This is a genomic window from Hydrogenophaga intermedia (genome assembly GCF_000723405.1).
Classification (GTDB): domain Bacteria; phylum Pseudomonadota; class Gammaproteobacteria; order Burkholderiales; family Burkholderiaceae_C; genus Hydrogenophaga; species Hydrogenophaga intermedia.
Genome location: NZ_CCAE010000021.1, coordinates 60,230 through 80,165, shown reverse-complemented (window position 1 = coordinate 80,165; position 19,936 = coordinate 60,230). Strand labels below are relative to the sequence as shown.

The following is a 19,936-nucleotide window of genomic DNA, read 5'->3' as shown; positions in this document are numbered from 1 at the left end:
AGGTCTTCATCGAGGCGGTGGTTGCACAGAACCTCGTGGCGGCAAGGAAGCGGCTGATGCTGAGCCAGGACGGGTTGGCTCAGCAATCAGGTGTCAGCAGGGCCGTCATTGCGCACATCGAACGCCAGGCGCGCAACCCGTCGATTCACACGCTGGCGAGGTTTGCGGTGGCGCTCGATGTGTCAATCGAAGCGCTGCTGAGCAAATAGGGTGGGGCTCGTTCAGACCGGCTGCTATCGATCCGCTCTGGATGTCTTATTTGCAGCGGGTGCAGTCAGTCGACCGTGTGGGCTCAACTTACGCTGACAGTTACCAAGCGGTCGCTCGCTTTGGTCGTTGCCTCAGTATTGTTCGATGTCCAATCGCCTGGACATCTGTCTACATCTTCGTCTTCGCGTTCATGTAGTGAAGCAGACATCGAACGCTGTTGATGAATAGCATCGCCTCTGGCTCCGCCAGGAGATCGGCGTTGGGGTGGGCCACGCTGCCTTGATTGCGCAGCGGATTCAACGTGTCGACAACGTTCGCGAGGGCTCGGAGGATCTTGTCGATCTCGGCTTGGTGAGCCGCATTTACAGCAAACGACGGATGCTGTGCACGGATCAGGCGGAACAGCTCCGTCACCCCGGCTGTGTCCGAGTGACCGAGATTGGCGCTCGACACAAGTGCGCGCAGGTAGCCATGGAACGCGGTATGGATCCGGTCCACACCGCTGGTCGCGCCCTCGGTCGCGAGCAGGCGCTCGGCGTCCCGGAGCGCGCGGTCAACGGTGTCGGAGGTGATCTCGAGCACAGGCGGCGCCACGGCTGCGGGTCCGGTGGCTTGCAGAAGGTCCATGGCGACGAAACGCACATATTGGCCGCTCACTTCCCCGACAGCTTCAGCAGCACGCTTGGCGTTATGGCGCATTTGCAAGTCGTCGGCCATCTCCGCGAGTTCGACGTACTTGTCCATCTCGGCCTGCATGTAGAGCACGCAGAAGTCGTCACCAAAGCCATTGGTCCCGTGGCAGAGGCTGAAGGGATGCTGGGACAGAAATTCGCTTGCCGAAAAGTGGCCGCGGCGTTCGAGGAGCCCGACCGCGGCAGCGCGTAGCTTGGTCCACTCGGCCTGCGTGAAGGCCGCGTCCAATAGCTCAATCTCACTAGAGCCGGACCCTTCATGAAAGCGAATCATCGCACCCACTTTCCCTGATCTGATTCGAAAAGTTGATGCGCTCTTTGAGGACCGCACCGGGGTCGTCGCGGCCCATTGAACTACTGCGCCCCCGAGCGGACCGGCACACGGAGAGGCAGGTCCTGCCGGATCCAGTTGGTGGCGGCCAATGCCTGCAAGCCTTGTGCATGAACGTCCGGGTTGCCGTCGAGTGCTCGCAACGTACAGATGATGTGAACCTGAAGGCCCTCCGCAACCGCCGGCTCAAATGCACGCATGAACATTCTGGCCTGCAGCGCCCAATCGCCCCCGCCGATCCCCTGGGAGAAGCGCTTCCGATGGATTTTCACGGGCGCCCATTTGCCGCCGTGCTCCACCTGCATCGCCTCATAACCGTCAGCCCCGTCTTCGCCCTTCATGGGCACCTTGCTCGCGATTTTGTCGCCGTCCAACGTCCCGAAGCTGAGCTCGACGTTCGCACGCACGTATTCGGCTCCGGCGTCGGGGTCCACAGGCGGCGAGTAGGCCGCGGTGATGATCACCTCGCAGGCTAACCTTCCATCGCGCAACAAGCCGGTCGGTATGGGATACGGGGCCTTTCGCCATCGCATTCCCGGTACGAGACGGGCCTCGAACACAAGGGTGAAGCTGTCTGGGCGGTCGTACAAGCCGGCGATGACGTCCTTTGGCAGACCCGTGCCGTAGTAGCGCCGTTCAACGGGAGAGTAAGCGGGAGATGAAAGCTGCGCGGCGTGGATCATCACTGCCTTGACCAGCGACGGGCTCGGCGTCAACCCTGGCTGACCTTCCATTGCCTGCCAAGCGTGCGCGGCCATGCTGGCAGCGACCGGCGCGGCGAAACTGGTGCCGAAGCCCCGTACCGTCGTATTGCCGGCGGACAGCACTGCGACGCTGGAGCCTCCCGCGTTCCATGGCTGATGTACCCCGCCGCCGATGTGGACGATGTCTGGTTTGGGCGTGAAGACGGGCCCGGGTCCACGCCGGCTATACGCCGCCGGCTCCCCGGCCGTATTCAGTGCTGACGGGTCGGAAAGGTGACATACCGATCCCACGGTCAGCGCGCGCACGGACTCACCAGGGCTCGAGACGCGGTCCAGCAGACCTGGCGAACCGGGCCAGGTACGGCGTGGTTCGTCCAGGTAGTTGCCTGCGGCTACGACAAACAAGACGTTGTACTGATCGCTCAGCCGGTCAAGTGTCTGTGCGAACTCGCTGAACGTCTGTTCGTTGCATGGAACGCGCATCCCGAGCGAAAGATTCCACACACGTATGTCCGGCCTACGCTTCAGTGCCTCCTCGAGCCTTGTCGTCAGATCGCCGATGCGTCCGCCGCCTGCGACTGACTCCAAACCGCACACGTTGTAGACCAGGGAACCCACGTCGGGCAGGTCCTCATGGCTGGCGTTGAGTGCGTGGGCGCCGGCGACCAGGGAGGCCACCATCGTGCCGTGCTGATGGTCGGTCTCCGGCGGCAGGACGAAGGTCTCTGAGCCGACTAGCCAAGGTTGTAGGTCGGACGCCGTTGGAGCTACGCCCGTGTCGAACACCGCGACGGTCGGGAGTCCTGCTGTTGTTGGCAACGGCAAGGAACGCGGCGCGGTTTGCGCCGGCTCTCCCGCCGTTGCGGTCTGGTGATACAGGGGCTCTGGCATCAAACGTCGGACGCCGGGGAACCCGAGCAGCACGTCGAACTTCTCTTCGGCGATGTCCGAAAGTCCAGAGAGACAGAGGTAGAACCACCCATGCCGACCCTGACGAAAGAAGCGGTGCTTGAGCCCGAGTTGGCTCATCAGGGTCTTGATCGACTCGAACAGTTGCGCGTTCGCGGCATCGTTCCCGTAGCGGAAGAGCCGGAGTAGGGCGCTATCCCGTTCGCGCAAAGCATGCGTGCCCTCCGGGTTGCGCCTGGCGCGTGACCATGGGTCGATGCGTCGGATGACGCTCAAGTTCGCCCGAATGGCCTGGATGTCCCTTTCCAGAATGACGCTGCGGAGCGCCGCAATGCTGGCGCGGTGCGCGCCGACGAGCATCTCCTCCACCCGCTCGTGCCCCGCAGGTACAAGACCGGTTTCGTCCACAAGCTTCAGCGGCCGATGAGACTTTGCAATGCCGTCTTCGCGAAGACGGACAACCAATGGTCCGAGCGAATGCGGGAAGGCGACAAGTTCGGCCTCTAGCTCCTGAACGGCGGCGTCGAGAGTGCCTGCGAGTGCCTCGCGGTAGTTGGCATCAACCTCGACGAAGACCTTTGGAGCGCTTCCCCCCGGCTCAACGCCTCGGAGGTCCCGCTCGGCAAACGGGACGTGCTGAAACGGGTTCCGCGTGTCGGGTTGGAGATGCTGTTCACTCTGGTTCGATGAGCGGCTTCCCGTCTTCCTTGTTGCCATCTGCACTCCCTTCTTGCGTTATGTTGGTGACGTGGCGCAACGAGATTTTGTAGAGCTTGGCCAGCGTCCGTAGCGAGAAGATTTTTTGGTCCCAACGACGCAACCAATTGATCTCTGCTTCGCGCGTGCTCAGCGGCACGCTCTCCATCAGTGCCATGGCCAGACCAAGCCGCCTGAACAGTTCATCTTCATCGACATGCGGCAGCCCCGCCAGGACCGCGCTGCGCTTGGCATCCAGTGATACCTGCTCTATCACCGCCCCGCTCACACTTTCGGAGCGACCCACGAGTGTCGCCATGCGAAGATCCTTCGGTGCGTACGAACCCAGGAACTGTGACCAAAGTAGTTCCCTCATGACTGCATCCGGCATCGGCATGGGGATTCGGAAGCTGAAGCGTCGCCAGACGGCCGGGTCGAGCAGTTGATCGTGATTGGTCGATGCCAGCAGAACCGTGCTGTCGGGCATCGCGTCGATATTTTGGAGCAGCGCTATGACTACCCGCTGCAGCTCGCCCACGTCTCGCTCGTTTCCTCGAGCCGAGCCGAGGGCGTCGAACTCGTCTAGAAATAGCACGCACGGCCGCTGTTCCGCGTACTCGAAGACGCGGCGCAAGTTGCGACTGGTCTGGCCGAGCAGGCTGCTGACCAGCGTGTCGCAACGCACGGTGAGAAGGGGGACCGCAAGTTGGGCAGCCAGCCAGCGAGCCAGTTGAGTCTTCCCGGTGCCTGGTGGGCCGTGAACCAGCAGTCTGTTGGCCAACGACGCGCCTGCCTGGGACAGGGCATCGTGGTGGCGAACGCTTTCGAGGAACTCGCGCACCCGCATCTCGATTGCGCTGGGCAGCACCAGCGGAACGGCGTCCGCCGTCGGCTGGCTGACGTCGACGGTGTGCAACCGACTCTCGCCATCCACAGGCAGATTGTCCAGACTGATCCCCCTAGCACCGTCCTGGGCCGTCGCCAGCCCCACAGGCGCGCGCGCGAGGCGTTCACGGATCTGTCGCGCTTGTTGTCGATCGCCAGACAGCTCCAGCTTGTCCGCAAGAAGGCCAGCGTAGTTCGAGGCCATGCTTGCGTTGGCACGAAGTGCGCCATCGAGAATCTTAAGAACTTCCGACAAGTGGTCCACGAGCTGATCCGGATTTTCGGGTGATTGTCGCAGTCTAAGGCTGCTTCGTTTCAATTATCTTCCTGGTTGTTCCAATTTTCGCTTCGATCGTTCCGCTGGCTACCTGATCAATGGTGCGATCTTGTCCCCCTGCCCGCGCCGGGGCATTCATACGTCAAACGAGGTTGACACACATTGGTTCCAATGCTCACGCGATGTCTGTTTTCCAGGCATTTCAGCGTTAGCAACGGGGGCGGCTGTTTCAGGTCGCGCAGGGCAAGCCCGGTCCCGTCGCCACCGGGCCGTGGGCGCTGTACGCCGAACCCACGGCGTGAGACCTAAAACGGTCGTAGACTGCGCCAGCCCGCGAGTGACTGGTGACGGTCGCAGGTGTCGTTCACGCCGTGGGTGGCATGTGACTCAGTTCAGCCTTGAGACGCCCTCCGGAGCCCGGTCTTCGGCTTCGCAGGGATGCAGTCGGCTGAACTCATGCGTCGAACGTCGTTCCACGCTGCAGCCGGCGCAATAGAGCCGTTCACGCCCGAACAACCGCAGTCGTCGGAAACCCATGCGGCCCATTGCTGCCGAACACGTAGGCATTGGAGCGCAGCGGATCGCCGCTCATCACGATCAGGATGTCCTCCGGCCGCTCGACGATCGGCACGCGGCGATCGGGATTGCTGCTTTCGGCGAACAAGGGCGCCGCCTTGCCCGCGTCCACCAATTGCGCAAGGCTCGGTCGGCCCGGCACCAGGTTGGTCCAGGGGCCGATGTAGTCCTCCATCTTTCGCGCCGTCATGCGTGCCTGTTCGTAGAGCATCTGTCGCAGGCGGGCCTTGTCGACACCCGCACGCTTCAGCGTTCGCGCCACCATCGGGCTGAGCACGATCAGTGGCCGGTAGGTGCCGCGCGCGAACCCGACGGTGTAGACCGATTCCCAGCTCATCTGCCGCACCAGTCCATCGGCAAGGTAGGCCACGATCTGCGTCGGGTCCTTGCCATAGATGGAACCGACGACACCGCCAGCGGTGAAGCGGGCCACGGTGATCAGGTTGGCGCCGGGCGCGTGCCCGCGATCTTCCGAGAACAGCGGCCAGCCCAGCGAGCGAGCCGCGTCCTCGTGCTCGGCGAGCACCACGCGCCAGGTGTTGCCGAAGGTGCTCCTGTCGGCCTCGCCGGGCAGGGACCGTGCCACGTTGCGCAGAAGCAGGCGCACGAAGCGCCCCGTGCTGGTGTTCGCCTGCACCCCGTCGCGCAGCACGCCACCAGCGACAGCGAAGCCCAGGCGTTGGGCGATCTCGCCGCTGAGGATCACCAGTGCCTCGCCGCCGGTGGTGTCGCCGCTGTGCTCGACGCCGTACGCCGGATCGCAGAGCGCTTCGGCGATGGCGATCAGGATCGGCATGTACTCGGGCCGGCAGTTGGCCATGACGCCGTTGACGGCGACGTTGAATACCGTCGCAGCCGAACCCGACGGCTTCATCGGGCCGATGATCCTCTCAGGCGGATCTGGGCTGAAGCGCAGGAACTCGTCGACCTTGCTCTGGGTAGGCGGAACGATCGGCAGTCCGTCGCTCAGGCGGTGCTCAAGGAAGAACCGGTTGATCTCATCGAACGTGCCTTGAGCGATGACGACTCCGGATTCAAGTTCCGCCAGCCTCTGCGCGTCCCCGGGCGCTTGCGTCAGTCCCCGCACGACTTCATCCAGCGTGACCGCTTCGAGGCTGGCGCGCAGTTCTTCAACGCTCTGCTCATCGACGTGTCCGACGATCCGGGCGATCGCAAGCTTGGCGATACCGAGCCCGCCTGACACGGCCCGAGCCTGTCCGGTAAAGCCGTCGCACACGAGCGATACGGCAGGCACCCCGGCGTCCTCGGCGACGCTGGCAGCGCGCATGACGGCCGGCGTGCACGCGCCACAGCAACCGACGCCCGCAATCACCGCATCGACGCCCAGTTCCTTCAGCCTCGCCGGGAGGCGGGCGAGCACCTCGATTTCATCTCCGCCGAAGGTCAGCCCGAACGCGCTGAAGTCGAGCCATCGGATGTCGGCATGCCGCTGATCCAGCAATTGCGCCACCATGGGAAAGATCTCTTCGCCACGGAACAGACCGTTCCACAGGAAGCCGATCGTTTTGCCTTGCAGGCTGGTGAGCCGATTCGCCGGATCGATCTGGCGCACGATGCGAGGGCCGAGGGGCGATAGGGCAGCGTAGTGGTCAGGCATGGTGTCTCCAGGGGCGTGCGTTCGATGGACATCAGCGTAGGATCCGTGCGCTGATCAATCAAGATGATTTGGGAAACTTCCATGTTCAATGAAAATGAACTGCGTCGCTTCGACCTGAATCTGCTGTGGATCTTCTCGGCACTGATGCACGAGCGCAGTGCGACGCGCGCAGCCGACCGGCTGGGCATCGGCGGGCCTGCGGTCAGCATGGCGCTGAGACGGCTTCGCGCGGAGCTCGATGACCCCCTGTTCGTTCGCGTCGGAACCGAATTCCAGCCCACGGCGCGCGCCACCGAGTTCATGCGAACGGTCGGACCGACGCTCGAACAGATCCGCCTCGGGCTGCAAGGGGCCGGCTCGTTCGATCCCGCCCACTCGCGCCGCACGTTTCGCGTCGGCTGTTCCGACGACATCGACGTCATCCTCTCGCCTTGGCTTGCTCGCTCGGCACTGTCCACACAGGACGGCTCACGCCATGTCGTTTGCCGAACGGATTTCCTGGTCAACCCGATCCTGCTCGAGCGCGACGAGGTCGACCTGGCGATCGGCGTCGTGAAGGACCTTCCCAAATGGCTGTGCAGCCAGCACGTCGCCAGCGCTGGCCTGCTGTGCCTGGTGGACCCGGCGCACGTAGACCTGTCCAGGAAACTTTCCCGGAAGGCCTACCTGGAGCTGCCTCACGTCATCGTGTCGTTTGGCGGTGGGTTGCGCGGCGTGCTTGACGAGACCTTGTCGTCACTGCGGGTGAACCGCTATGTCGCTCACTCCACGCCCCACTTCTCGGTGGTTCCGTCGATCCTGAAGCAGGGACGCGCGGTGGCGACGCTGCCGGCCTATGTCGCGCGTGAGCTGGCTCACGTGCATGGGCTGCGCTGTGTTGAGCCGCCGTTCGACTTCCAGCGGTTCGAGATCCATGTCGTCTGGCACCGCAAGGACGACAAGGAGGCGGGCCATCAATGGTTGCGCGAGCGCGTCTCGGCGCATTTGGCCGCTGTGATGGGCCAGGCAGCATCGCCGCGCGAAGTACGCCGCCGCAGTCGTGCTCGCAAACAACCGGCCTGATCCCGCGTAGAAGGCGCCGCCCACGCCGGTCAGCACCACGTAGCGCACGCTGTCGTCGTCGGCAATGGCCTTGAGTTCGCTGACCAGGGCCCCGCGCAACGCGATAGACAAGGCGTTCCATGGCCTGCAGCCGGTTCGGGCCAGCGCTTCGGCTAGTGGTGCAACTCTTCGCGCAGGACTTTGCGCAGAACGGCAACGGTCAGGGGTTTGTCCTCGGCTTTCCTGGCCGGCTTCGGCGCGACCGCGTCGCGCAGCGCCGCGTTGATGAGGGTCTGGTAGCCCATGCCTTGTGCCTCGGCCTTCGCGCGGAAAAGCTCGATCAGATCGTCGTCCAGCATGATCGTGATGCGCGTCTTGCCAGGGGATGGGATCACGGCGCCCCGCTTGGCCCGAGAGAAGTCGTATTCCTTACGCACCGTATTGCTCCGATTCGCCTTTGCTGGCCTTGCGTGCCGATATCAGGCGGGTGGCGTACCCGCGCGGCGTGTGAACGACGACCAGTACCCTGCCGAGGGAATCCATGCCCAGCGTGACAAACCTTGCTTCGCCCTCGGAGTCCGGGTCCTCGATGGTCAGCGCAAAGGGGTCACGAAGCGCTTGCTCAGCATGAGAAAAGCTGATCTTGTGTTTGTGAAGGTTGGCCTTGGCCTTGTCCGGGTCGAACTCGAATCGCATGGCCGAAGGATGCATATATTATGCATATAGACGTCCACGTCAACGACTGTACGGTCGAGTTCAGGCCTTCGGCGTCTGAACAGGCGTTCACAACGGGCGCCTCAACCGATCTGCTCCGCCAGCGCCACGATGATCCCCTCGGGTCCGCGCACGTAGGCCAGCTTGTGCGACTCCCCGAACCGCACCACCTCGCCCACCAGCGCCGCACCGCGGGCCAGCAGGCGCGCAACAACCGCGTCGAGGTCGTCGACGGCGAACATGATGCGGCGGATGCCGAAGGCGTTCACCGGCGTGTCCACGGGGCCGGACCTCACGGCGTCGGGTGTGTGGTACTTGTCCAGCTCGATGCGGCCATGGCCATCTGGCGTGCGCAGGAACACCAGCGTGGCGCGCACGTTCTGCAGGCCGATGAGGCGATCGACCGAGGGGCCTTCGACGACCGTCTCGCCCTCCAGTTCAAGCCCGAGGTCGAGGAAGAAGGTCTTCACGGCCTCCAGGTCGTCAACCACGATGAGGATGTTGTCCAGTCGTTTCAGTGTCATGCGTTGTCTCCTTCGCGTTTGTTCTTCGCGTTCTCACCGCGGGGGCCGCCTGGGCTGCGACGGTTCTTTCTCTTTGTCTTTCTCGATGTCCGGCGGCCCGCTGATGGCACCGCCGATCTGGGCGCCGATGGCGGTGCCGATGCCCGGCAGCAGCACGGTGCCGATGGCCGCACCAGCGATGGTGCCCTTGGCGATTTTGAATTCCGGCTGGCGCGTGGGTCCGCTGGCCGCGAACGGCACGCCCACCGCGCCACCCGCGATGTCCAGCCGGCCTTGCGCCGCCAGGCGCTTGCGGTAGATCGTGGCATGGCCCGTGGCGCTGTAGCTGCCGGCCACGGCTTTCACGTCGCTGAACTCGGTCTTCATGCCGTGTTCGGTGTTCTGTGTTTCCACCACGCCCGACAGGCTGTCCAGCGGCGTCTCGCCGGCGCGGTCGTCGCCCAGGGACTTCACGGCCTTGTCCACGTCGATGCGCAGGATCTTCCCGCCGTCCACCGTGAGTTCGCTGCGTGTGTGCAGCGAGCGCGCCAGCGCTCCCCAGGTCTCGCCTTCCGCGCGCAGCTCGGTGGTGCCCGAGGCCCGGCCGCTGATGAACGAGCGGCGGTGGAAGGCGTCGAGCAGCGTCTGCACCTCCACCTGGCGCGGCGCGAGTTGGCCGGTGAGCCGCAGGTGGCCGTCGTCCGTGGTGATCAGTTGCGCCTGGCCGCTTGCCGTGCCGCCAGCGGCCTGCAGTTCCAGGCGGTAGATGTGTGCCCCGTTGTCGGTCCGGCCATCGCGCGTGGCGTCCAGCGCCACGGGCGGCTCCACCCCTGGGCGGTGGATCTGCACGCGGCGCGGCAGGCGGTCGTCGTCGAACCGGATCTCGCCGCTGTAAGCAACCGGAATGCCCGCGTAGGAGGTGTAGGTGAGGTCGGTGAACACCAGCCGGCGCAGCACGACGTTTCCGTCGTCAACCGGCGCGCTGCCGCGCAGGGCGCGCAGCGCATCGCGCGGCACCTGCGCGCCCGCCACCTCCAGGCGGTCAATCACGAGTTGTCGGCGCAGCAGGGGCAGCAGTTGGGGGTGCAGGGCGATGCGGCGCACGCGGATCGGCTCGTCCTGGCGCGTGTGCGCGTCCATCACCTCCACCACGGGCGTGCCCAGCAGGCGCCAGTGCAGTTGGCCGATCACGAGCGCCTGGCCGGTGCGCGCTTCGAACAGGGCTTCCAGCCGACGCGCGAGTTCGTCGTCGCTGGGCATGAAGGCGCGCAGCGCCAGCCACGCGCCGGCCCACAGCACCAGCAGGGCGGCGGTGACGATGGCTGTCCAGCGGCGGGCGCGTGTCCTCATGCGGGTGCTTGGCTCCTCCCCGCATGGTGCGCCGTCTGGCCGGCGCCGTCTGTAGGCGGTGGCCGCGTCCGGTGGTGGGCGCGGCAGCGCTTCAGTCCTGTGCCAGCAGGCGCTCGCGCAAGCGCTCCCGCGCCGCCGCGTCCAGCCCCACCGGCCCAGCCAGGTACGCGTCGATGCCGCCGAACTCCTCGTCGATGCAGCGCCAGGCCGTGTGCAGGAACTCGGGCTGCACCTGCCACAGCACCTCCAGCACCTCGGGCGGCGCGGGCTCTTCCACGCGCGTGTCGCGCCGGTACAGGTGGTTGGTGAGCAGGTAGTCGGTCATCACGTCGTCGCGGTGCACGCCCAGTGCGCCCAGCAGCAGCGCGGCGGCCATGCCGGTGCGGTCCTTGCCGGCGGTGCAGTGGAACACCAGCGGCGCCTCGCGCCCCGCGATGCGCGCCAGCAGTTGGCCGAACACCGGCCCACGCAGGCGCACGAAGTCCTCGTAGGTCTCCTGCATCAGCGCCACGGCCTCGGCGCGGCCCAGCGCCTGGCCCTGCTTCTGGCGCTCGCGCACACGGCGCAGCACGGTGGGGTCGATGCTCAGGTGCTCGATGGTGATGCCCGGCAGGCGGTTGGGGAGGGCCTGGCATTCGTGCGCGCCGCGCAGGTCCACGCAGTGCGTCACGCCCAGCGTGTTCAGGCGCTGCAGGTCGTCATCTGTCAGGCGCCCCAGGTGGTCGGATCGGTAGACCCGCGCGCGCCGCACGCGCCGTCCGGCGTCGCCGCTCAGGCCGCCCAGGTCGCGGAAGTTGGAGGCGCCGTGCAGGGCAATGGAAATGTCGGAACGGTCAAGGGCCATGGCGGGGCAGGGGGTGTCGGGGTTCGACGCCCATTATGCGACGCACAAGACTTTTTATCTGCGCGAACGCGACAGCGCGTCAATGGTCCGATCGCACCATTTTTTGTAGCAGCGATTCACAAAGGGCAGGCCGTTTGCGGCGAACCGGGTCACTGACCATTCATCCTCGCCACGCATCCTTCGGGGCGCTTTCCCCCAACCAGAAGGAGCCCTTCCCCATGTCCGAACAGTCCCACGATCTCTCGCGCCGCCAGGTGCTGATGGGCGGCGGTGCCGCCGTGGCCGCCGCGTTCAGCGGCCCCATGGCTGCGTACGCCGCCACGGTGGACCAGAACTACGCCGAGCGCTGCTCGCCCGCCGACGCCTCCGCGCTGACCGAGAGCCCCTACGGCCCGGTCGCTCCGGTGAACGACCTCACCACCGGCCTGCCGCTGGTGCAACTGCCCGCCGGCTTCACCTACAAGAGCTACGGCTGGGCCGGCGACGTGATGAGCGACGGCCTCATCACGCCGAACGCGCACGACGGCATGGGTGTGGTGGTCTCGCGCCGCGTGGGCCGCAGCCAGGAAATCATCCTGGTGCGCAACCACGAGCGCTCCACCAGCTCCAGCGCCGCCAACATCCTGGGCGCGGGCAACAGCAACGTGGCCAAGTACGACACCGGCACCACCGGCGGCAGCTACCAGATCGGTGGCAACACCAACCTGGTCTGGCGCGACGGCAACTGGGTCGCCAGCTACGCCTCCCTCGGCGGCATCTACCGCCCCTGCGCCGGTGGTGCGTCCACCTGGGGCAGCTGGATGAGCAACGAGGAAATCGGCAGCAACAGCATCAGCACCGACGGCAACAAGAAGCACGGCTACGTGTTCGAGGTGCCGGCCGACACCAGCCTCAACGCCGCCGACCCGACGCCCATCATCGCCATGGGCCGCATGGCGCACGAGGCCAGCGCCATCGACCCGCAGACCGGCTACTGGTACCTGACCGAAGACGCGGGCAACGCCAACACCCTGTACCGCTTCCGTCCGAACAACGTCAACGGCGGCCTGGGCTCGCTGCACGCCGGTGGCCTGCTGGAAGGCCTGGCCGTGCGCGGCGTGCCGGGTGCCGACCTGCGCTTCCCCACGCTGTGCCAGGAGTTCCAGGTGGAGTGGGTGCCCATCGCCGATCCGGACGCCGACCGCGCGTCCATCAGCACCACCGTCGGCACCGTCACCGGCAGCGGCCCGTTCCGCGGCGCCTACGCCAACGGCGGCGCGATCTTCGGCGCCAACGAAGGCTGCTGGGTCGCCAACGGCACGGTGTTCTTCACCGACAAGGCCACCAGCAGTGCCACCTCTTCGCTGCCGGCGCGCAGCGGCGTGGTGTGGGCGCTCGACCTGGCGACCATGACGCTCAAGGCCATCTTCGTGGGCCGCGACCGCGTGGTCGGCAACTCCCCCGACAACATCTGCGTGAGCCCGCGTGGCGGCCTGCTGATGAACGAAGACGGTGGCGACGGCTCGCCCACCAGCGCGCCCATTCCCGCGCAGGACCTGAAGGTGCTGACGCCCGAAGGCGGCACCTACACCTTCGCGCGCCACAACTTCAACTTCAGCACGGCGCAGATCCAGGCCGTGGGCAAGAACTCCGCCTCCGGCGACCGCCGCAACACCGAGTGGGCCGGCAGCGTGTTCAGCCCCGATGGCCGCGTGCTGTTCGTGAACCTCTACACCCCCGGCATCACGCTGGCCATCACCGGCCCGTGGGACAAAGGCCACCTGTGATTCACCCTTCCCATTGAAAGCACTTCCATGAAAAAACTCTTCGTCTCCCTCGTGGCCGCCCTCGGCCTCATGGCCGGCGCGCAAGCCGCCACCTTCCAGAGCGTGGTCAACGGCGACGGCCTCGTCACCGACTACAGCACCGACGGCCTGATCTCCTTCGACCTGGACTTCCAGTCGCTGGGCACCACCACGCTGAGCTACGTGATCGGCGCCGCCGACACCGCCGCGCTGTCCTTCAACGCGCTGCTGCGCAACTTCACCGGTGACGGCATCACCGGCTTCAACTTCTCCATCAGCGGTGGCGAGTTCCTCTACAGCGGCACGGTCACGCGCCAGTTCGACGGCTCCCTCATCACCGACATCGACTTCAACGGCGCGCACGCCAACGTCGACCTGGGCTCGCCCGAGTTCCTCGACGTCGAGATCGGTGATCCGCTGGCCGTGGCCGGTGGCCGGCTGAACTGGGGCCTCACCGGCCTGTCCGCCGGCGACGTGCTCAACATCTCCGTCACCGCCGTGCCCGAGCCCGAGTCCATCGCCATGCTGCTGGCCGGCCTGGGCGTGCTCGGCGCCGTGGCGCGCCGCCGCCAGCGCCTGGCGGCCTGAACTTCCTGCGATCCGCCGCCGGGCCGCCCCAAGGCGGATCAGCCCCCTCGGGGGGCAGCGACCCGCGCAGCGGCGGAGCGTGGGGGCGCTACTGCGCGGCGGGCGCCTGCAAAGGCTCCCGCCGCGCTGACATTTCCGCGAAATACAGCACGCTTACGGTGTCGGCTTCCAACAGGAGGAGCCGCACCGCCATGTCGGATCGCGCCACGCCGATACCCGTCAGCGCCCAGGACAACCTGGTGCGCGCACTGAACCACCTGCGCTGCCGCTACGGCTCGTCGCAGATCACGCTGGAAGGCTTTCTCCAGCACGCCGAGGTGGCGCTCTTCCTCGAGCAGCACAGCATCCGCCTCGACACCCTGTCGCACGCGCTGACGCAACTGCAGCGCATCGAGCACATCCAGTCCGCGGCCAGCCTGCAGGCGCGCGGCCTGTCCGACCACGAACGCCAGCGCATCGACAGCACGATCGACTCCATGTTCGGGGCGCTGGGCGCGGGCGACAGCCACATGGGTTGATGCTCCCGACGAGTGAGATGGTTCCTTCAGGTTCCCTGCCGTGACCTTGCGGTGATCGCAATGGTCTTTTCGGACCAGTGCGCGCAACAGTGTGTGAAGAATTGCCGTGATCCTCGGCCACCATGATTCACGGCGGCTCTGAGGAGGCGCCTGTCCCGGGCGCCCGGAGACCTCCACCGGAATCCCATGAACCTCCTGCGTCCGCCCGCGGCCCTTGCGCGCCTGCCCCAATCCCTCATCGCGCGCGCCTGCCTGGCCTTGTGCGCGAGCGCTGCCTTCACCGCCTTCGCCACCGACGTGCCCCAGGCCCTGCCGTTCGCGCAGGACTGGAGCAACGCCGCCCAGCTGAGCGCCAACAACAACTGGTCCGGCGTGCCGGGCATCGTCGGCTACGTGGTGGCCGGCCCCACCACCGGCGGCGTTGACCCGCAGACCGTGCTGGCCCCCGCCACCACGCCCAACGTCACCGTGAACCAGACCAACCCGGTGAGCTACCAGACCGGTGGCGTGGCCGAGTTCGCGCTCACCAACCCCGTGGTGGCCCTGGCCGGCTCCAACGCGCAGCACGCACCCCACATCGTGCTGCACCTGGACACGCGCGGCTGGCAGAGCGTGCGTGTGAGCTACCTGCTGCGCGACCTGGACAGCTCCGCCGACAACGCCGTGCAGGCCGTGGCGCTGCAGTACCGCATCGGCAACTCGGGCAACTTCATCAACGTGCCCGCCGGCTTCGTGGCCGACGCCACCACCGCGGGCTCGGCCACGCAGACCACGCCGGTGGACGTGGGGCTGCCTGCGGCCGTGGACAACCAGGCCCACGTGCAGGTGCGCATCCTCACCACCAACGCCTCGGGCAACGACGAGTGGGTCGGCGTCGACGACATCGACGTCGCCGGCACGCCCATCGGCGGCACCGTGAACGCGCCCATCGCCACGAGTTGCCCCGCCAACGCCGCGTTCGACACGGGCACCGGCGGCAGCTTCAACGTCTCCGCCAGCGACAGCGACAGCGTGGTCAACGGCGCCACGCTGGGCGCGGTGCAGGCCGGTGTCTCGCTCTCGTCCTTCACCCCCGCCACGCTGGACGGCGGCAGCGCCAGCGCCACCATCACCGTGGCCAGTACGGTGCCCGCCGGCACCTACCCGGTGCAGGTCAACTTCAGCAACAACGAACTGCAGACCGCCAACTGCACGGTCTCGCTCACCGTCAGCGGCCTCATCACCATCCCGCAGATCCAGGGCAACGGCGCCACCAGCCCGCGCGATGGCCAGCAGGTTACCACGCGCGGCGTGGTCACGCGCATCAACAGCAACGGCTACTTCCTGCAAGACCCGGTGGGCGATGGCGACCCCACCACCTCCGACGGCATCTTCGTCTTCACCAGCAGCACGCCGGGTGGCGTGGTGGCCGTGGGCAACGAGCTGCGCGTGACCGGCACCGTGGACGAGTTCGCCGTGGGCTCGGGCGCGCAGGCCGTGGCCCGCCCCGTCACCGAGATCGTCAACAGCAGCGCCACGCTCATCAGCACGGGCAACAGCGTCGCGCCGCTCGTCATCACGCTGCCCGAAATCGAAGAGGGTGAACTCGAGCGCTACGAAGGCATGCTGGTGCACATCGCCTCGCCGCTCACCGCTTCGCAGAACTACTTCCAGGGCCGCTACGGCCAGGTCACGCTGTCCGCCGAGGGCCGCCTGGAAAAGCCCACCAACCGCCACCCCGCGAACTCAGCCGAGGCCCTGGCCATGGCCGACGACAACGCGCGCCGCCGCATCCTGCTGGACGACGGCAGCTCGCTGCAGAACCCCGACCCCACGCCCTACATCGGCGCCAACAACACCCTGCGCGCGGGCGACACGCTGCCCGATGGCGTGACCGGCATCATCGACTACGGCCTGGCCACCAACAACACCGACGGCCTCAGCGACTACCGCATCCACCCGACGGAGCCGGTGAACTTCGTGCGCAGCAATGCGCGCCCGGTCAACCCGCCAGCCGTGGGTGGCAACGTGCGCGTGGCCAGCTTCAACGTGCTGAACTACTTCAGCACCATCGACCAGAGCGGCGCGTCCTGCTTCCCCAGCGGCACGCGCAGCGACTGCCGCGGCGCCGACAGCGCCGCCGAGCTGACCCGCCAGCGCGACAAGATCATTCCCGCCATCAACGGCCTGGGCGCCGATGTGGTCGGCCTGATCGAGATCGAGAACAACGGCAACGGCGCCACGCAGGACCTGGTGAACCGCCTCAACGCGGCCGCCGGTGCCGGCACCTGGGCCGCCGCGGCCCTGCCGCCCACGGGCTCCGGCACCGACGCGATCCGCCAGGCCATCATCTACAAGCCGGCGCGCGTGGCGCTGGTGGGTGGATCGCTCGCCGACAGCAACCCCGTGCACAACCGCCCGCCCATCGCGCAAAGCTTTGCGCTGCCCAACGGCGAGCGCTTCGCGGTGATCGTGAACCACTTCAAGTCGAAGAACTGCGACCCGGCACCGAGCGGCGGCAACGTCGACGCGGGTGACGGCCAGGGCTGCTACAACGCCTCGCGCGTGCAGCAGGCGCAGGCGCTGATGCAGTTCATCGGACAGCTCCAGGCCACCACCGGGGACGTGGCCGTGGTCGGCGACCTCAACGCCTACGGCAAGGAAGACCCGATCCTCGCGCTCACCAACGCGGGCCTGGTCGATCAGATCGCGCGCTTCAACGAGTTCGGCCACTCTTACGTCTTCGACGGTGAGTCTGGCTACCTCGACCACGCGCTCACCACGGCCTCTCTGAGCACCAAGGTCACGGGCGCCGCGCTGTGGGCGATCAACGCCGACGAGCCTTCCATCATCGACTACAACCTGGAGTTCAAGCAGCCCGCCTGCGCGACCTGCGGCCCGGACTACTACAGCTCCACGGTCTACCGCTCCTCGGACCACGACCCCGTGGTGCTGGGCCTGTCGCTGATGAAAGCCATCAACGGCGGCGGCAACCGCGACACCCTGGTCGGCACGGCGGGCGACGACCGCATCACCGGCGGCACGGGGGCCGACACGCTGACCGGAGGCGCCGGCTCGGACGAGTTTGTCTACGCCAGCCTGCGCGATGGCATCGACACCATCACCGACTTCGCGCCGGGCACCGATCGCCTCGACCTGTCGGCCCTGCTGACCTCCCTCGACGCTGACCCCACCACCGCCATCGCCCAGGGCGTGGTGCGTCTGGTGGACACGCCCGCCGGCCTGAGCGTGCAGATCGACAGCGACGGCAGCACCGGCAGCGGCGTGGCCCGCCCGCTGGTGGTGCTGCAAGGCATGACCGCCGCGCAGTTCCAGCCCGCCCGCGACGCAGGCCTTTGAACACCATCCATCCAACGGAGCATTCCATGAAGACCTTCAACCACCGCCTGGGCGCGCTCGCCGCGTCGCTCATGCTCGCCGGCAGCCTGAGCGCCGTGCAGGCCGAGACCCTGACCATCCTGCACCTGGGCGACCAGGAGTCCTGGCTCATCTCCGCGCAGGGCAACCTGCGCGACGACGCCGGCCAGGCCATCTCCTTCTACGGTGGCGTGGACCGCCTCGCCACGGTCGTCGCCAACCGCAAGGCCGCCGCCCCGGGAACCGTGCTCACCCTCAACGCCGGTGACTCCTTCCTGCCCGGCCCGCGCCTGACGGCCAGCTTCGTCAACCTCACCAACGCGCACCCCGACGGTGGCCAGGACTTCTACGACGCCATCGCCATCCGCCTCATCGGCGTGGACGCCACCACCTTCGGCAACCACGAGTTCGACCTGGACAACACCGGCCCCGTGGCCGCGCGCTTCGCCGAGGTCTCGGGCACCACCTACCTCTCCGTCAACCTCGACTTCTCCGCCACGCCCGAGCTCGCCGCTCTGGAGGCACAGGGCAAGGTTTCGGCCTCCAAGGTGTTCACCACCGCGGGTGGCAAGAAAGTCGGCGTCATCGGCGTCACCACGCCGCTGCTGCCCAGCATCTCCTCCCCGCCGGCCGGCCTCATGAAGAACTGGAGCGCCGCCAACAGCGAGCTGCAGAACCTGCAGGCCCTGTTGCCCCTGGTGCAGGCCGAGATCGACGACCTGCGCAACAACCAGGGCGTGGGCGTGGTGGTGGTGATGAGCCACCTGCAGAACGCGCAGAACGAGCGCACCGTGATGATTCCCGGCCTGCGCGGCGTGGACCTGGTCATCTCCGGCGGCGGTCACGAGCTCATGACCGACCCGGACGACCTGCTCATCAACGGCGGCGTCGCGGCCAGTTTCACCACGCACCCGGTCGAGGTGCTGGACGCCGACGGCCAGACCGTGCGCCTGGTCACCGGCCACTTCGGCAACCGCTACGTGGGCGAGGTGCAGCTCGACGTGAACGACAGCACCGGCCGCGTGGCGGGCCTCATCGGCTCGAAGATGATTCGCGTCAGCGGCGCCGCCGCCGACGCCGACCGCGTCACGGGTGATGCCACCATCAACGCGCAGGTGGTCACCCCCGTGCTGGGCTACATCGCTGCGCTGAACGCGCAGGTGCTCGGCACCACCGGCGTGCAGCTCAACGGTCCCACGCACGCCGCCTGCCCGGCCGCTCCCTGCCAGTACGTCGAAGGCGTGCGCAACGCCGACATCAACCTCGGCAACCTGGTGGCCGACGCCATGCGCTTCCAGGGCAATGCCGACGTCGCCATCCAGAACGGCGGCGGCATCCGCACCAACATCGGCGGCCCCGGCAATGTCACCACCGGCGACACCTTCAACGTGCTGCCCTTCACCAACCTGGTCAAGCGCGCGCCGGTGATGAACGCCACCCAGCTCAAGGACCTGATGGAGCACTCGGTGGCCGCCTCCACGCCCACCGGCTCGCCGCAGGGCCGCTTCGCCCAGATCTCGGGCATGCAGGTGACCTACGACACCACGCAAGCCGCGCGCACCACCCTGGGCACCGGCCAGCGCATCCGCCGCATCGTGCTGGACGACGGCACCGTGCTGGTGGACAACGGCGCCGTTGTATCGCCGCGCACCTTCTCCTTCGCCACCATCGACTTCACCGCCAACGGCGGCGACGGCTACCCCTTCGCGGCCAACAACGTGGTGTTCGAGAACGCGGTGAGCACGGTGAGCTACCAGGAAGCCTTCGCCAACTTCATCAAGGCGCCCAAGGCCCAGGGCGGTCTGCAGCGTGACAACGCCGCCGACGGCGATGAGATCACCGCCAACCTGTACGGCGCCGAGAACGCCTTCGACCGCCATGGCCGCCTCATCGACCTGGCGGTGGCGCAGGCCACACCGGGCATCGCCATCAACGGCACCGGCGCGCGCGACACCCTGGTCGGCACGGCCGGCGACGACGTGATCACCGGCGGTGCCGGTGCCGACACCCTCACCGGCGGCGCCGGTGGCGACGTGTTCCGCTACACCAGCGTGCGCGACGCGGGCGACACCATCACCGACTTCACACCATACGAAGACAAGCTCGACCTCAACCCGCTGCTGGTCAGCCTGGGCGTGACGGGCAGCAATGGCGTGGCCAGCGGCCATGTGCGGTTCGCCGACGTGATCGGTGGCGTGCAGGTGCTCGTCGACAACGACGGCAGCGCCGGCCCCGCCGTGGCGCGGCCCCTGATCACGCTCAAGGGCCTGACCGCCGCGCAGATCGCTCCCGGCCGCGACCTCGTCGCCACGCCCGCGCCCTGATTCCCTTCTCCTGTT

The 19,936-nt window shown here is 67.0% G+C and carries 16 protein-coding genes; 7 read left to right on the top strand and 9 right to left on the bottom strand.

The features are described 5' to 3' along the window. Positions 1-209: helix-turn-helix domain-containing protein (locus BN948_RS13670; RefSeq protein ID WP_035622100.1), on the top strand; the 209-nt coding region annotated here is incomplete at its 5' end. 169 nt (positions 210-378) lie between these two features. Here BN948_RS13670 and BN948_RS25705 read toward each other — a convergent pair. The 4 genes from BN948_RS25705 to BN948_RS13650 form a co-directional block, all read right to left on the bottom strand. Continuing rightward, positions 379-1,176 carry an abortive infection family protein gene (locus BN948_RS25705; RefSeq protein ID WP_009516135.1) on the bottom strand — a complete coding sequence of 266 codons (798 nt, stop codon included), beginning with the start codon at positions 1,174-1,176 and terminating at the stop codon, positions 379-381. An 80-nt stretch (positions 1,177-1,256) separates the two neighbouring features. Then, positions 1,257-3,563, bottom strand: a complete 2,307-nt coding sequence (iteS, locus tag BN948_RS13660) for a S8 family anti-phage peptidase IteS (protein ID WP_009516137.1) — start codon at positions 3,561-3,563, stop codon at positions 1,257-1,259. Beyond that, positions 3,520-4,692, bottom strand: a complete 1,173-nt coding sequence (gene iteA / locus BN948_RS13655; protein WP_035622097.1) for an anti-phage ATPase IteA — start codon at positions 4,690-4,692, stop codon at positions 3,520-3,522. Before iteA ends, iteS begins: the two co-directional genes overlap by 44 nt. A 514-nt stretch (positions 4,693-5,206) precedes the next feature. Continuing rightward, entirely contained in the window at positions 5,207-6,898 is a 1,692-nt protein-coding gene (locus BN948_RS13650; RefSeq protein ID WP_009516140.1) for a UGSC family (seleno)protein, read from the bottom strand. An 81-nt stretch (positions 6,899-6,979) separates the two neighbouring features. Between BN948_RS13650 and BN948_RS13645 the strand changes: the two genes are divergently transcribed. Then, on the top strand, positions 6,980-7,960 hold the full coding sequence (locus tag BN948_RS13645; RefSeq protein WP_009516142.1) for a LysR family transcriptional regulator: 981 nt from the start codon (positions 6,980-6,982) through the stop codon (positions 7,958-7,960). 152 nt (positions 7,961-8,112) lie between these two features. Here the strand turns inward: BN948_RS13645 and BN948_RS13640 are convergent, their stop codons facing one another. The 5 genes from BN948_RS13640 to BN948_RS13620 all read right to left on the bottom strand — a co-directional run bounded on the left by BN948_RS13640 (position 8,113) and on the right by BN948_RS13620 (position 11,350). Then, positions 8,113-8,376, bottom strand: coding sequence for a BrnA antitoxin family protein (locus BN948_RS13640; RefSeq protein ID WP_009516144.1), 264 nt, complete (start codon positions 8,374-8,376; stop codon positions 8,113-8,115). Next, the gene (locus BN948_RS13635; protein WP_009516146.1) at positions 8,369-8,635 is read right to left on the bottom strand and encodes a BrnT family toxin; all 267 of its coding nucleotides are present in this window, start codon (positions 8,633-8,635) and stop codon (positions 8,369-8,371) included. Before BN948_RS13635 ends, BN948_RS13640 begins: the two co-directional genes overlap by 8 nt. 101 nt (positions 8,636-8,736) lie before the next feature. Beyond that, on the bottom strand, positions 8,737-9,177 hold the full coding sequence (locus BN948_RS13630; protein WP_009516148.1) for a VOC family protein: 441 nt from the start codon (positions 9,175-9,177) through the stop codon (positions 8,737-8,739). Between the two features lie 33 nt (positions 9,178-9,210). After that, a complete protein-coding gene (locus tag BN948_RS13625; RefSeq protein ID WP_009516150.1) occupies positions 9,211-10,506 on the bottom strand; it encodes an AsmA-like C-terminal region-containing protein in 1,296 nt (431 codons plus the stop codon). A gap of 91 nt (positions 10,507-10,597) precedes the next feature. Beyond that, on the bottom strand, positions 10,598-11,350 hold the full coding sequence (locus tag BN948_RS13620) for a tyrosine-protein phosphatase (protein ID WP_009516151.1): 753 nt from the start codon (positions 11,348-11,350) through the stop codon (positions 10,598-10,600). A gap of 218 nt (positions 11,351-11,568) precedes the next feature. Here BN948_RS13620 and BN948_RS13615 point away from each other — a divergent pair, with 218 nt between their 5' ends. From BN948_RS13615 to BN948_RS27285, 5 genes are all read left to right on the top strand, one after another. Then, positions 11,569-13,116 (top strand): PhoX family protein, encoded by a 1,548-nt coding sequence (locus tag BN948_RS13615; protein ID WP_009516153.1) that lies wholly within the window; start codon positions 11,569-11,571, stop codon positions 13,114-13,116. Positions 13,117-13,143: 27 nt separating this feature from the next. After that, positions 13,144-13,722 carry a PEP-CTERM sorting domain-containing protein gene (locus BN948_RS13610; RefSeq protein WP_009516155.1) on the top strand — a complete coding sequence of 193 codons (579 nt, stop codon included), beginning with the start codon at positions 13,144-13,146 and terminating at the stop codon, positions 13,720-13,722. A 191-nt stretch (positions 13,723-13,913) separates the two neighbouring features. Next, positions 13,914-14,240 carry a hypothetical protein gene (locus BN948_RS13605; RefSeq protein ID WP_009518472.1) on the top strand — a complete coding sequence of 109 codons (327 nt, stop codon included), beginning with the start codon at positions 13,914-13,916 and terminating at the stop codon, positions 14,238-14,240. A 186-nt stretch (positions 14,241-14,426) separates the two neighbouring features. After that, on the top strand, positions 14,427-17,579 hold the full coding sequence (locus BN948_RS13600) for an ExeM/NucH family extracellular endonuclease (protein WP_009518471.1): 3,153 nt from the start codon (positions 14,427-14,429) through the stop codon (positions 17,577-17,579). A gap of 26 nt (positions 17,580-17,605) precedes the next feature. Beyond that, on the top strand, positions 17,606-19,921 hold the full coding sequence (locus tag BN948_RS27285; RefSeq protein WP_009518470.1) for a 5'-nucleotidase C-terminal domain-containing protein: 2,316 nt from the start codon (positions 17,606-17,608) through the stop codon (positions 19,919-19,921). Positions 19,922-19,936 lie beyond the last annotated feature (15 nt).